The sequence below is a fragment of the Pseudoalteromonas luteoviolacea CPMOR-1 genome (assembly GCF_001625685.1).
In the GTDB taxonomy this organism is placed as follows: domain Bacteria; phylum Pseudomonadota; class Gammaproteobacteria; order Enterobacterales; family Alteromonadaceae; genus Pseudoalteromonas; species Pseudoalteromonas luteoviolacea_K.
The window spans coordinates 116,843-130,719 of sequence record NZ_AUYC01000012.1; the positions used below are offsets into that span (position 1 = coordinate 116,843).

Sequence of the window (13,877 nt, forward strand, 5' to 3'; positions counted from 1 at the left end):
TGCTGAATACTCCCCCCACTAATAGAATTATAATTTAACTACAAGGTTGACTGTAACCTTTATACACACTCAGCCGAGTGGAAAAAATAGTGTAGTAGTAATAAAGTTTTAGGCCATACGGTATAAAATATTGCAGTAATTAGCGTGTCCCATTTCTTTGCCGAAAGCTGTTACTAATCAGAGAGCCGCTACAGTAGTGGCAAATACATTATGCTGAATTATCACCTGTACTTACTCGTTTTGAATGGAAAGTTCCATCCCATTTGTGGGAAGTTTTTTGCCAATTGGATTGAAAAGTACCTGAATGTGATACGTGGGTATAAATGCAGTTGTAATTATTATGTAAACTTTTCGCGTGACAACAATCAAAAAAGGAATAAGGAAATGAAACTAACAAGCACAACATTGGCTGTGATTGCAACTTTGGGCGTGGCGCTATCAGGCAACGCGCAAGCTGAAGCAGAAATAAACTCACCTGTGCGTGTCGCGATTGATCATTTAGGTGTGCCTTGGGTGCACAAAGATGACTCAGCTGGGCTGTGGCGTGAAAAGCCATTGCCACATGGTCAAAAAGCCATAGCAACAGCGGGAGGCTATTTTCACTATCATTTTGGTACCGGACCTGATGATAAAGGGTATGCATATTATGAAGGCGCTACTTTTGCAGTAGGTGAAAATGGCAACGCATATCGATACCAAAATTATGATTGGCAATCTGTCGTCGGCTGTTGGGGCGCGCAGGATGTAAGCTCATTTACAGTTGACCACGCATACTGTGTGAATGGTGATGGTACTTTAAAGAAGTTTAATGATGTCAGTGATAGCTTCGAAGGCTATTACGCCATTAGCAATGAAAAAATTAAAAAAATTGATGTTGCGCTAGGTGGGGTTATTTGGGCCATTACTGAAAGTGACAAGCTGTTTAAGTTTGATGGCATAAAATGGGCGCAACAAAAGGTAGCTTGTGGAAATTTATGCTCATTGGTTGATGTCGCTGTTGGTGGTGGTCAAGTGTACGTTGTTGCAAGCATTTATGGCAGCAATGATGGACCACAGAGTGTATATACGCTGAATAATGGCAATCTGGTTAAATTTGGCTCATTTTATAATATCGATGTCGATAGAGAAGGCGTCATATGGGCTATCTCAAACTATACACGCACACTATTTCTGAAACGCCCTGGCATGAGCGAATTTGTCGAAGATGTGCAAATGAGCTATAAGGTGTCGACTAATATTGGTAGCTAAAATTGAGCCCCAATAGATAAACTTTTTAAGAATTAAGCTACCTGAATCACTTCTCTACATAACGACCAATGGTAGCTTATAACTCAACCCCTTCCTTTGCTGGTGAGTCATCAGTAATACAAATTTCTCTTATGACCTAGTTCGATAACTTGGCCTAAAACTGGCCCGGTTGTTTGCGAAACCAATCTTGGTGATGTTGGACCACTCCACTGCATATTAAGTTTTAAAAGAGCTTACAATTCTGTGTTGCTGCATACCTTTTCTACACTACCTTTATAGATGATACGATATTTATTTTAAGTAAGTAAATCTTACTGGAACCCATTTAAATCTATTTTGGTGTAATTATTGTTCAATGCATAAAAATATTTATATATGAGTTAATGGTTTTGTTGGGTTGGTTTAATCTTTAAGTTGAGCTTTTTATTTTTTTAAGTATTTAAAATTTAATGGTGGGAAAGTTTTAAGCAAAAGTGTTTTTTATTTTTCTTAAATTAATCATTTAGTTGTTTATTTTTCATGCGGGTGATTTTATTTTTAGTTTATTAATGTTTTTATATTGATTTCTAATTAATTATTTTATTTATTGGGTTGGTTATTTATTGAACTTAATGGTTATATTTTGGGTTGAATTTGTCTTTTTTATTGGTTTTTTATTGTTTTATTAAATTCAATGTTGACTTTGGTTTATTAAGTGTGGATTATTGCTGCGAAACTTAATCGTTGTGTTAATAAGGAGTAATTAATGAATAAGTTTACAGTAGCTTGCTTGGCTATTTTGACTTCGGCAGCATCACACGCGAGTGTGACTGTGTACGAACATCACCATTTTCGTGGTAAATCAACGGTAATTCACGATGGTGAAATGGTTGATGCCATTGGAAAAAGAGAAGTATTTGCGAACGATTCAATTTCTTCTTTAAAGGTGGATTACGGTACTTGTGCTGTTTTATATAAAGATGCAGGTTATAGCTCTACTGCAAAATACTTTTCTGGCGGAGAGTATGTAGATCTAGATAACCAAGGCTTTAATGATGAAACCAGCTCAATTCAGGTATTTAGAAGCAACCGTTGCGATAGTTCAGTTATGACTCATTTTTATGCTCATAGAGACTATAGAAAAGGTGGGGGTGATTTCTCATTACCACCAAATACTTACCTAAGAGATTTAGAAGGTGGATATTGGCATACAAGAGACGGTGGTAGAAAAGTCTACCATGCTAACGATAAAATAACTTCAATTAAAGTTGGTATAAACTCTTGTGTAATTGCATACCAAGACCATCATTTTAGAGGCACGAAAAAAGAATTCAGCTCTAATGTAGCGACTCTTGCAAGTCATCGTTTTAATGATGCAATGTCTTCAGTTCGTGTAGTTGCTGGCCGCTGTTCAAGACCATCTACTGGTGTTGGTAGCGGTAATGTCGGCGGCGGCGGTGGCGGCGGCGGTGAGGTTCCTCACTCAATGCACTAATAAAGTTTTTGGGCAGTTGTAATAACTGCCCTTTAAATATTATCCGGGTTTTACACCTCTTTCTTCAAAAGCAGCTAGGCGATACTAAATGTAAAAGAACACTAATTTGTGAATTGAGCGCCTATAAGTCTACTACTTCATTTAAATCGCATTCTTGGATATAATCCCACTAATTTCTCTGGCATATTTTTAGAACCCTTGTGTTTATACCTAATAGGTAAATCAGTAGTCACAAGAGGTTGGAAGCACATAATTTCATGAAAAAAGCACTTTTTACTCTCGCCATTGGTAATAACCCGATGTATAAAGCCGCTCTACATAGCTTTAAACATTATGCTCAAAAGATCGGTGCTGATTTAATCGTGTCTGATCAGTTACATTATAAAATAGACATCGTTGACCCTAAGTTTAATGCTTCTCCTGCTTGGACAGAAAAGCTACGTATTGGAGAACTCTTGAAAGAATATGACAGAGTACTCTATGTTGACTCTGATATTATCATTCAACCTGATGCGCGAGATATATTTGAAATGTATCAAGATTTAGATACAACTTATTGGTTAAACGAGGGGCTAATTAAAGACCGTAAAGCAGACATCTCTCATATTTGTAATGTATTGGGAGAGCAAAATTGGCCATCAGAAAAGAATATGCTCACTTACTATAATGCTGGGGTGATATTGACCTCTAGAGAGGCTGGGTTATTTGAGGTGACTAATTTAGAAGAACTACAGCGTCTTTGTAATGAGATATCTTTTTATGAGCAAAGTTATTTTAATTATTGCTTACATAAACATGGTTTTAAGCATCAAGGAATTGATAAAACATTTAATCATATGGATATGTTCGGCAGTGATGGCTATCTAGAAGCCGATTTTATTCACTATGCTGGCAAGGGGTATGCAAAAACCAGTCGACGTCGGGATGTACAGTTTTTAAAGGACTTCTCTGCTATTTATGATGGAATATTACCTGCTGATGAAATCAAAAAGCTCAAGGATGAAGCATGGCAGGCCTATCTGCAGGTGATTTATAAGAAGTATCCTCTACCTAATATGTTGATAAAGCTCTTTACTGAACGTTTTGTGCCGCGTTAAAAAGGGAAGGTTAACAGGGAAGGGGAGTAAGAAAGTGCAGTAAAACATACTGCACTGAAACTTTACAGACTAAGAAGTCTTTTTCTGACGGCTAACTAAACAATATGAACCGTCTTTTGTGCTGGTCATATAGCCAACAAAGTTTTCATCTCTTTTATGAGAAAAAACATGTGTCTCGTCGTTTAATTTACCTTTAAATTGCCACTTTTTGAATACTTCCTCACGCACCACAATGCATGGGTTTTTAACAGCAAAGCTTTCTTTATAAGCCACTTCACAGTGTCCGCCACTGTGAGACATAGAAAAAGTAATATGGCTTTGTCTGTCTTTATATTCAAGCACACCCGTTACCAACAAAGTTTCAAGTTCATTTTTGTTAGTTTGGTTTGATACCAATAAACGATGCTTTTTTGAACCTATAATGTCACTTGCCATAGTCTTTAATTCGTTATGACAATGTTCAACATTATATTTTTCAATGATCGTTTCAATCGAGTTTTTAGCAACAACCTGCGTACTTGCCAATAAAAGGCCAGCTATGAATAATTGAGACTTCATAGCATCAACTCCTTAATTTGAGCTGCAAGTTCGTTAGGCGTTGTTGTATGGCTCATAGCGGTAATTAAATCACCTTCTTTATCTATGATATAAAATCTTGATGCATGCGCTACAGAGTACTCCATAAACGATTCTTCAAGGTTTTCGTCATCATAATAAACACCATATAATCCACCAACTTCTTTAGTTTGCGCAGCGCTGCCAGTCAAACCGGTAATACGCTCGTGAAAGTAGTCGGTATATTCCTTTAAGTCTTCTACTGTATCACGCGCAGGGTCTACTGTTACTAGTAAGCCCTGCACCTGATCAAATCCCTGTTTCTCAAGTCGCATAAATGCATTTGTCATTACTGCGAGTGAGTTAGGGCATACCTCTGCACAAGACAGATAGCCGAAGTACATGACCACGACCTGGCCTTTATAATCAGAGAGCGAAACAGGTCCGGCATAGCTTTGCAGCGTAAAATCACCACCCAATTCATCGAATGATTTTCTTGTTTCGTTAAAGTCTTTTGTGGTTGTTGATAAATAAAACCAAATGAGTCCAATGATACCAAGAAAAGACGTAATCCAATGTAAGTGAGCGGCTTTAAACTGCTTCATAACTCTACCTTGCTGTTACATAAGTGGTTGGGTCAATGTGAGCAAAATCGACTGACATCAAGACACTCATAGAAGTAATGGCAACAAGCGATAAAATAAATACGCGTTTTGCCCAAGTATGATTGTCCATACGGTGGAAGTCGAAAATTGTGCTCAATAGCCAGATCAAACCAATGATAAACGTAAGTGACGCGAAAATAGCACCGACATAGTTTAACGTGAATAGCGATAGTGCAAGTACAGTAAAGGCAACAATAAAGCCAATCATGTGTTTTCTAGCAACTTCAACACCACTGACGATTGGTAAAACTGGAATATTTGCGTCTTTGTAATCTTTGAAGCGGTAAATAGCAATCGCATAAGAATGCGGAATTTGCCAAATACAGAAAATTGCCAAGATAACAGCGGCGCCAATATCAAATTGACCGTTAACAGCACAGTACCCCATAACAGGAGGACATGCGCCAGAAATACTGCCTACAAACGTACCGTAGATCGATTTTCTTTTATAATAAAGCGTGTAAAGGCCAACGTACACGACGAAGCCAAGCACACCAAAATAAAAGCTCATCATGGATGCATACAGTGCTAATGAGGCGAAACCTATGCAACCCAGAAGGGTTGCATAAGCCAAAGCTTTGTTCACCGAAATCGACTCTAAGAGTGGCTTTCGGTACTTTGTGCGTGACATCAACTGGTCGATGTCACGGTCAATCACATTATTAAAAACGCAACCAGAGGCGATGATACAAACTGTACCCACTATCATTGCTGTAAATGTAACAAAATCAATATTACCTTTGGCTGCGAGCACATAGCCCGCAACCGCAGTGATTAAGTTACCAAAGATAATGCCTGGTTTTGTAATTAACAGGTAACTTCTTAACATTTTAATGTCCCATGAGCATGTTGTGATTTAGGTGCTCCATAATCCAAATGGAGCCAATCACAACTATGGCCACTGTCAACACAATAAACGCGGCTGAAGTAGTGTTCCATATTTGCTCAGAAGATGAGTTCATGTGTAAGAAAAATACAAGTTGTACAAATAGCTGTGCGATAGCTGTAACTAGGATGATCCCAAGCGTGATAGCTGGAGATGCCATATCGTACATTACAACTAAAAACGGAATAGCAGTTAGTACTAGAGATAGAAGTAAACCTATCGTGTACTCTTTAACGCTACCGTGAGATGCACCGCCAGTGCCATGTTCATTATTAGTGTGGCCCATTACATCACTCCTACTAAGTACACAACGCTAAATACACAGATCCAGATGATGTCTAGGAAGTGCCAGAATAAGCTTAGGCAAGATAGTCTTACCAAGTTATCTTCACTAAATCCGTCACGCTTGAAGTGAACGAATAGAACAAGCATCCAGATGATACCACCGAATACGTGCAAACCGTGTGTTGCTACTAGTGCATAGAATGCAGACCAGTAACCACTTGTTTGCGGCGTAGCACCAAGTGTACTGAAGTGCCAGAACTCATACATTTCTAAGCCAAGGAAACCAAGGCCTAGAAGTAATGTGATGACCAACCAAGTGATCATGCCTTTCATCTTGCGCTGGTTGGCTTGAAGCATTGCCATACCAAACGTAAAACTACTGAATAGTAGGAACGCAGTACCAACTGCAACTAGATTAAGGTCAAATAACTCTTTTGGTGTAGGGCCGCCTGCGAAGCCGCCACTTAGTACTGCATATGTTGCAAACAATGTTGCGAACAAAATACAGTCACTCATGATATATATCCAGAATCCGAATATAGTATCACCACCGGTATCATGATGCTCATGATCATCGTGATGATCGTGAGCGTCGTTTGCGATTACGTGATCGTTTGACATGATTTAAAACTTTCCTCTACTTGCCTTTATTAGCTGCGTGTTCTGCAACAGCTGCCAAGTGCTTTGACTCGATTTCTTCAACTTGATCTACTGGTACGTAGTAGTCTTTGTTGCGATCAAATGAGTACGCAATCCAAGAAGCTACGATACCGATGAAGCTAGCGATAACCATCCACCAGATGTGCCATACGAAACCGAAACCTAAAGATAGTGAGAATGCACTGATCACAAAGCCAGCCCATGTATTTGAAGGCATGTGGATCTTTGAGTACTTCTCAGGCTTTTGGTAAGCAATGCCATGCTCTTTCTTGTAATGATGCTCATCACGGTCATGGATTTTAGGCAGCTTAGCAAAGTTGTAGAATGGAGGCGGTGACGAAGTAGCCCACTCAAGAGTACGACCATCCCACGGATCACCAGTTACGTCCATATTTTGCTTACGGTCTCTGAAGCTCACGTAGCCCATGTAGAACTGAACCGCGATACCAGCCGCAACGATGAATGCACCAACCATTGCAACGATCAGTAGTGGCGTCCACTCTGGGTTGTCATAGTAGTTAAGACGACGAGTCATACCGTTGAAACCAAGGATGTATAGCGGCATGAATGCAACGAAGAAACCGATTGTCCATAGTGCACAAGAAAGCTTGTTAAGTTTCTCGTTCAGCATCCAACCAGTTGCTTTTGGCCACCAGTAAGTAAGACCTGCGAAGTAACCAAATACTGCACCACCAATGATTACATTGTGGAAGTGTGCAATTAGGAACAAGCTGTTGTGTAGTACGAAGTCAGCAGCAGGTACTGCTAGCATTACACCTGTCATACCACCGATTGTGAATGTGAATAGGAAACTACATGTCCACCACATAGAAGCTGTGAATTCAACACGGCCTTTGTACATAGTGAATAGCCAGTTGAAGATCTTAACACCGGTGGGGACGGCTATGATCATGGTGGCGATACCAAAGAAGGCATTTACACTTGAGCCTGCACCCATTGTAAAGAAGTGGTGTAGCCATACAACCATTGCTAGAACCATGATAACGGCAGTTGCCCATACAAGTGATGTATAACCGAACAGACGTTTACGAGAGAATGTAGCCGCAATTTCAGAGAAAATACCAAATGCAGGTAGAATCAGAATGTAAACTTCTGGGTGACCCCATGCCCAAATGAGGTTTACATACATCATTTGGTTACCACCAAGGTCATTAGTGAAGAAGTTTGTACCTAGGTATCTATCTAGCGTTAGAAGCGTGATAGTTACAGTCAGGATAGGGAACGACAGAATGATTAATACGTTTGCACACAGAGAAGTCCATGTGAATACAGGCATTTGCATAAGCTTCATGCCAGGCGCACGCATTCTGATGATAGTAACGAAGAAGTTAACACCCGTTAGTAGAGTACCAATACCTGAGATCTGAAGTGCCCAGAGCCAATAATCGACCCCGACCCAGGGACTGTATTCAATACCTGATAACGGCGGATATGCTAACCAACCAGTTGCAGCAAACTCACCAACGAATAGTGAAATGTTAACTAGTAATGCACCTACCACGAATAACCAGAAGCTCAAAGAGTTCAGGAATGGGAATGCAACGTCACGCGCACCAATTTGTAGAGGTACAACAATGTTCATCAAGCCAACAACTAAAGGCATCGCTACGAAGAAAATCATGATTACACCGTGAGCAGTAAATATCTGGTCATAGTGTTCAGGAGGTAGATAGCCCGCTCCCACGCTGTCAGCGGTTGCTAACGCTTGGTGAGTACGCATCATAATTGCATCCGCGAAACCACGGATCAGCATCACAATCGCTGCGATGATGTACATAATACCTATTTTTTTGTGATCCACTGAAGTGAACCATTCTTCCCAAAGGTATTTCCACTTACCCATTTTGGTAATAAGTGCGAATAGGAAGATACCGCCAAGTATTGCACAGATCATTACTGGCAAAATAACAGGGTCATGAACAGGAATAGAATCCCAGGTCAATTTACCCGTGAGCGGATCCGGATCTGTGATTATGGTAGCTTTACTTGCCATTTTGAACCCCAGTGTATTTCTCTATGGTTTTCTTAAAGTGCAGAGGGTCGACATCCGAGTAGTAAACTACAGGATGGTCTTTTGATTTCTCGCTAAGCGCTTTGTAAGTAGGTTCGTCTAGCACATACTCTGATGCTTTTACTTTGTTAACCCAAGCATCGAAGCCAGCTTGATCTACAGAGTGAGTTTTGAACTTCATGCCTGAGAAACCAAAACCACTGTAGTTGGCAGACATACCGCGGAAGGTACCTTCTTTAGATGCCATCAGGTTAAGTCTATTTTCCATACCAGCCATCGCATAAATCTGGCTACCCAAACGCGGAATGAAGAATGAGTTCATCACTGTGTCTGAAGTGATTAGGAACTCTACCGGCGTATTTACTGGGATTGAGATTTCGTTGACGGTTGCAATTTGCTGCTCTGGATAGATAAATAGCCATTTCCAGTCCATTGCCACTACTTGAATAGTCAATGTGTCTTTGTCTTTACCTAGCGGCTTACGCGGGTCTAGAGTGTGAGACGTGACATATGTGAAATATGCAAGTGCTGCGATGATCATACAAGGCACAATCCAAACAACAAGTTCGATTTTTGTTGAGTGTTCCCACGACGGCTTGTACTCAGCTTTTTTATTGCTAGTACGATACTTGTACGGGAAGTAAATAGACATAAATAATACAGGGATTATTACAATAAGTAATAAAGCCACAGAAATTATAATCAGGTCTTTCGCCTGCTCACCAATTGGACCCGCAGGGTCAAAAAGCGCTAGCTCACAACCTGTTAGAAGAAACGCCATCGTAAAAACCATTACGAGTGACAAGGACTTTTTCAGCATATTCAACCTACTTGATATCGCGGGTAATTACCCCATTACCTGCCTGAATAAATTAACGAGATTAATGCAATTGAGAACTGTTTCCATTTACACCCCTCTCGGAGGGGAATGTTATAGGGAATACAGTTAAAATTCAAGATTGACTTGACCTACATCAATACGTTCTAAATTCAAATTTAGATGTTTTTTGAGCGATTTATGTCTAGACTTCGTATTGACACCGTCAAAAATAATTCTGGAGCGTGCGATATGAAAAGACTATTTTATTCCACTGATAGCTTGGATGATGCAGAAATGATTTCGGACGAAGTACATCAGTTAGGCATTGATGATCACCATTTTTACGTACTATCTCGGGATGAAAGCGGGATTAAAACACATCATTTGCACGGCTCTACTCAGATAGAGAAAACGCAAATTTTGTCAGCAAGAAAGCGCGCTTTTTTGCTCGCAGGCGCGACCGCTTTAGCGTTGCTCACATTTATGTATTTTTTTACCGATTTAACCAATAAATTTTTATTACAAGCACTTGCCGCAAGTATTATTGGTGGCTTTGTGGTTATGTTCATTGTAAAACTCGCTGGCAAATCATTCGATGAATATTTTCAATTACTCGTCAATGAGCACTTAGATGCCGGTGACGTAATCATTATTATCGACGTTGAGCGGTCTCAAACGCACAAGGTAGAAACCCAACTCGAAGGTCACCCAAAAGCACAATTTTTAGCTGACAGCTCGAATTTAGCATCGCCAATACCAGATTGACCTCACGTAGTATCGGTAAAAAGAGTGGTGATAAACTTTGGAGAATGAAAAAGTTATCACCACTCGTAGCATCAACTTTTGATTGCAACTTATGCTGCAGAGCTCACTTCCTTGTTAGTTTCTTCGTCCTTGACTGCCTTTAGCTTAGGCAGCGGGTTTCTTGAACCAACCGCTTCTTCGATAGAATTAAAGCCATCGGCCTTCAACAATTTGACAAGTCCACGATTGATCTCGCTAATATTTTGTGGGCCGTCAAATATGAGTGTTGAAATCATGTGCAAGATGCTTGCACCAGACGTTATTTTTTCATAAGCGTCTTTGGCAGTGAATACACCACCCACACCGATGATTGTTAATTTTCCACGTGTTCTTCTGTATACGTGCCTGATCACGTTGGTAGAAATACGCTGTAGAGGTAACCCACTCATAGCGCCTTTGTGGAAAGGCAGCTCATCTTTAACGTACTCTTGGTTGAACTTTGGCTTTGCTAGGTTAGTTAATACAACACCGTCCATTTTATGCTCAACACACGCATCAACAATGATGTTAATTTCGTCTAAAGTCATGTCTGCCGCGAGTTTGACGTAGATAGGTCGTCCTTTTACTCTGTGTTTGTTTACTGCGACAAGTAGTGCGTCTAAATTGTCTTTATCAACAAACGGTTCGCCGTCTTGTGTATTAGGACAGCTGATATTGATTGTGTAATAATCACCAATATCTTTGAATAGCGTCATTGTTTTGGTGTAGTCATCTATAGAGTCTTGTAAGTCGAACTCGGGCGTTATATTCGATTTAGCAGCATTGATCCCCACTTTTAACTTGCCAAAATTAACTCCCTTTAATCGTGATGAAATTTTTTCAGCACCCTGATTATTTAGACCGTACCAAACGAGAATTGATTTTGATTTGACCATTCGGAACAAACGTTTGCCTGGGTTTCCTGGGCAAACTTCGCCAGTAAATGAACCAAGCTCAGCCAAACCAAACCCAATTGAAGGATATATTTTGGTCAGCTCGCCATCTTTGTCAAAGCCAGCAGATAAACCTAATGGGTTTCTATATTTGATACCGTCAACCTCGATTCTCAGGCTACGGTGCCCGTAGTTGAAGAAAAATGAAGTGATCCAGCGAGTAAGAAAGTTTGAGCCCAGTATAACTCCTACGCGTTTAAACATATAGTGAGCATCTTCAGGGTCCATCAGGAATATTAGCGGACGCACCGCTCTGTAAAGTAGCTTTAAGACAAAGTTACGAATGCCGATGATAAGGCGCATTTTCAACCTCCAAATTTGTCATCGATTGTTGTTGTTGGGTGCTTTTTTACGAGCACATCTGGTAACTCATGTTTTTAGCTTATGATCATTAAATAATAATAGCAATAAGAATTGTTATCATTTACAGTTGTGGTTATTCGAATTGGAGGTGCAGATGAAAAAGTGGATACTGAAGCTATTAGGTACAGATGTAACAAAGCCAATTGTACGAAGTGTAGTTGAGCCTATTTGGCAAAGTACGGGCGAAGTTTTTTATTTATTGAATACTTTGCAATTACGCTATAAATCCCGATATGGGATGGTCAGTGTTGATGCGTTTGATATCAATTCATTTATTAAAAACGCATCCAATCCATTAGACGATCTTGTAAACGAGTTTGGCGAAGAATTTACTTTTTCTGTTTGCGCAGTCGGATGGGAGAGGCTTGGCAATCAAACTCGAGTGAAGGCTATTGATAATGCAGCAGTATTTAGATTTAACAAGTCATTAGAGACACCTACGCAAGCACTCTTTCAGCATCAATTTTGTGCATCTGATGAAGTCAATAAAAATGAAGTTAATCTGGCTTTAACTCGGGGAGTATTTAAATATTATAATGTCCAAATTGATGAGTTTATTAATCAATTGAAAGAAGCAAATAAAAGAATTAATCATGATAGAGCAAAATGCCATGGTATAACTGGAGAAAACTTTAACAAAAATGTCTTCGACAGAGTGTCGATGGCTTAAATAGGTGTGGAGGAGTGATTGTCTAACCACCACACCTCTATGTTTAGTTTATTGGTCGTCGTAGGTTGCAATTTCTTGTTCTATTACAACAAGCTCTACACCAGCCATTTCAAACATATCTCTAGTCTCTTGTGCTGCATGGTATCGCTTTTTTGCGACGACTTTTGAAATCCCACAGCTGATGATTAACATTGCGCAAACACGGCATGGCTCCATAGTACAGTACAATGTTGCGCCATCTAATGGCACACCATAGCGAGCGGCTTGGCAGATTGCGTTTTGTTCTGCATGAATTGTACGTACACAATGCTGTCTTGTGGTGCCATCGCTATCGGTGACTTGTTTCATCAGATGACCGACATCATCACAATGTGGTAAACCAGAGGGTGAGCCCACATAACCTGTTGATATTATTCTTTTATCTTTAACTATAATACAGCCTGATTTGCCTCTGTCACAGGTGGCTCTTTGCCCAACACTGTCAACTAAATCAATGAAGTATTCGTCCCAATCTGGTCTCATTGTTTGTGCCTTCAATACTACTTACATCTCAATAGTATACTCAGTATCGATCTCAATTCGAAGCTTATGTTGATAACAAATAGGTTTTTAAAACAGGTCAAACGTAAATGATTAATATAAAACTGATATTATCAGTGTATCTATTTGTTTTTTAATTTAGTATAAAATATCGGTTCAATATTTATATCTAGGTTGCTGTATGAAAAATAAATATTTATTGTTTGCTGCTTATTCCAGTTTTTTGGCCGCTTTTTTACATCTCGGCTGCATTATATTTGGTGCACCTTGGTATCGTTTTTTTGGGGCGGGAGAGCATATGGCTAAGATGGCTGAGGCTGGGAAACTGGAACCTACGTTGACGACTTTGGTGATTGCTTCTGCACTAAGTGTATGGGGAATTTTCGCGCTATCAGGTGCTGGTGTGGTACGTCGATTACCTTTCTTAAGAACAGTTATCTTTATGGTTGCATTAGTCTTTATTGCCCGTGGGGTTGCTTTTCCGTTTATTATGCCTTTGTTTCCTGAAAACTCATTCACGTTTTGGCTTGTGAGTTCTTTAATTTGTTTGTCAATAGGTATGAGCTACGCATTGGGCGGGTGGCAACTACACAAACAGCAGGCCAACCTGTAACACACATTTTGTCAATATGTATAAATTAATATTCATGTATTTTATATTACATATGTTCTGAATGTATCCATAATTGCCGCTTATATTTCATTTTGGCACTAAACTTGATGCTCTAAGCTGTTAGCAGGTTCTGCTAGCAGTATCTCTGGTTACCTTGTTATTAAGCAGGTAAATGCGAGCTCATCAATAGAATGAATCTAACTAAAATTGTGCAAAATGCACCAAAAGGGGGC

The 13,877-nt window shown here is 39.7% G+C and carries 15 protein-coding genes; 6 read left to right on the top strand and 9 right to left on the bottom strand.

Annotated elements, in window-relative coordinates; all coding sequences use genetic code 11:
- Nucleotides 1–384 precede the first annotated feature (384 nt).
- The 3 genes from N473_RS02350 (at nucleotide 385) to N473_RS02360 (ending at nucleotide 3,819) form a co-directional block, all read left to right on the top strand.
- Nucleotides 385–1,248, top strand: coding sequence for a hypothetical protein (locus tag N473_RS02350; protein ID WP_063366559.1), 864 nt, complete (start codon nucleotides 385–387; stop codon nucleotides 1,246–1,248).
- Nucleotides 1,249–1,993: 745 nt separating this feature from the next.
- Nucleotides 1,994–2,722, top strand: coding sequence for a beta/gamma crystallin-related protein (locus N473_RS02355; RefSeq protein ID WP_063366560.1), 729 nt, complete (start codon nucleotides 1,994–1,996; stop codon nucleotides 2,720–2,722).
- 257 nt (nucleotides 2,723–2,979) lie between these two features.
- Nucleotides 2,980–3,819: a glycosyltransferase gene (locus N473_RS02360; RefSeq protein ID WP_063366561.1), complete on the top strand. Its 840-nt coding sequence runs from the start codon at nucleotides 2,980–2,982 to the stop codon at nucleotides 3,817–3,819.
- A gap of 69 nt (nucleotides 3,820–3,888) precedes the next feature.
- On the opposite strand, the gene N473_RS02365 is transcribed toward N473_RS02360, so the two are convergent.
- Genes N473_RS02365 through cyoA form a run of 7 tightly spaced genes read right to left on the bottom strand, consistent with a single transcriptional unit; the run spans nucleotide 3,889 to nucleotide 9,683 of the window.
- Nucleotides 3,889–4,377 carry a hypothetical protein gene (locus N473_RS02365; RefSeq protein WP_063366562.1) on the bottom strand — a complete coding sequence of 163 codons (489 nt, stop codon included), beginning with the start codon at nucleotides 4,375–4,377 and terminating at the stop codon, nucleotides 3,889–3,891.
- Entirely contained in the window at nucleotides 4,374–4,979 is a 606-nt protein-coding gene (locus N473_RS02370) for an SCO family protein (RefSeq protein WP_063366563.1), read from the bottom strand. The genes N473_RS02365 and N473_RS02370 overlap by 4 nt, the downstream gene beginning before the upstream one ends.
- A gap of 4 nt (nucleotides 4,980–4,983) precedes the next feature.
- Nucleotides 4,984–5,868: a heme o synthase gene (gene cyoE / locus N473_RS02375; protein ID WP_063366564.1), complete on the bottom strand. Its 885-nt coding sequence runs from the start codon at nucleotides 5,866–5,868 to the stop codon at nucleotides 4,984–4,986.
- A 1-nt stretch (nucleotide 5,869) separates the two neighbouring features.
- Nucleotides 5,870–6,211, bottom strand: coding sequence for a cytochrome o ubiquinol oxidase subunit IV (gene cyoD / locus N473_RS02380; protein ID WP_039609741.1), 342 nt, complete (start codon nucleotides 6,209–6,211; stop codon nucleotides 5,870–5,872).
- Complete coding sequence (gene cyoC / locus N473_RS02385) at nucleotides 6,211–6,831, bottom strand: cytochrome o ubiquinol oxidase subunit III (RefSeq protein WP_039609742.1); 621 nt, start codon at nucleotides 6,829–6,831, stop codon at nucleotides 6,211–6,213. The genes cyoD and cyoC overlap by 1 nt, the downstream gene beginning before the upstream one ends.
- 16 nt (nucleotides 6,832–6,847) lie before the next feature.
- Nucleotides 6,848–8,884 carry a cytochrome o ubiquinol oxidase subunit I gene (gene cyoB, locus N473_RS02390; RefSeq protein WP_052262270.1) on the bottom strand — a complete coding sequence of 679 codons (2,037 nt, stop codon included), beginning with the start codon at nucleotides 8,882–8,884 and terminating at the stop codon, nucleotides 6,848–6,850.
- Nucleotides 8,874–9,683 (bottom strand): ubiquinol oxidase subunit II, encoded by an 810-nt coding sequence (gene cyoA / locus N473_RS02395; protein ID WP_230851852.1) that lies wholly within the window; start codon nucleotides 9,681–9,683, stop codon nucleotides 8,874–8,876. Before cyoA ends, cyoB begins: the two co-directional genes overlap by 11 nt.
- Nucleotides 9,684–9,971: 288 nt before the next feature.
- Here cyoA and N473_RS02400 point away from each other — a divergent pair, with 288 nt between their 5' ends.
- On the top strand, nucleotides 9,972–10,487 hold the full coding sequence (locus N473_RS02400) for a hypothetical protein (protein ID WP_039610145.1): 516 nt from the start codon (nucleotides 9,972–9,974) through the stop codon (nucleotides 10,485–10,487).
- 89 nt (nucleotides 10,488–10,576) lie between these two features.
- Here the strand turns inward: N473_RS02400 and N473_RS02405 are convergent, their stop codons facing one another.
- On the bottom strand, nucleotides 10,577–11,761 hold the full coding sequence (locus N473_RS02405) for a quinone-dependent dihydroorotate dehydrogenase (protein ID WP_063366565.1): 1,185 nt from the start codon (nucleotides 11,759–11,761) through the stop codon (nucleotides 10,577–10,579).
- A 154-nt stretch (nucleotides 11,762–11,915) separates the two neighbouring features.
- On the opposite strand from N473_RS02405, the gene N473_RS02410 reads away from it, so the two are divergent.
- Nucleotides 11,916–12,491 (top strand): hypothetical protein, encoded by a 576-nt coding sequence (locus N473_RS02410; protein WP_063366566.1) that lies wholly within the window; start codon nucleotides 11,916–11,918, stop codon nucleotides 12,489–12,491.
- 48 nt (nucleotides 12,492–12,539) lie between these two features.
- Here the strand turns inward: N473_RS02410 and N473_RS02415 are convergent, their stop codons facing one another.
- A complete protein-coding gene (locus tag N473_RS02415; RefSeq protein ID WP_039609746.1) occupies nucleotides 12,540–13,013 on the bottom strand; it encodes a deoxycytidylate deaminase in 474 nt (157 codons plus the stop codon).
- A gap of 199 nt (nucleotides 13,014–13,212) precedes the next feature.
- Between N473_RS02415 and N473_RS02420 the strand changes: the two genes are divergently transcribed.
- Nucleotides 13,213–13,644: a hypothetical protein gene (locus N473_RS02420; protein WP_063366567.1), complete on the top strand. Its 432-nt coding sequence runs from the start codon at nucleotides 13,213–13,215 to the stop codon at nucleotides 13,642–13,644.
- Nucleotides 13,645–13,877: the final 233 nt, after the last annotated feature.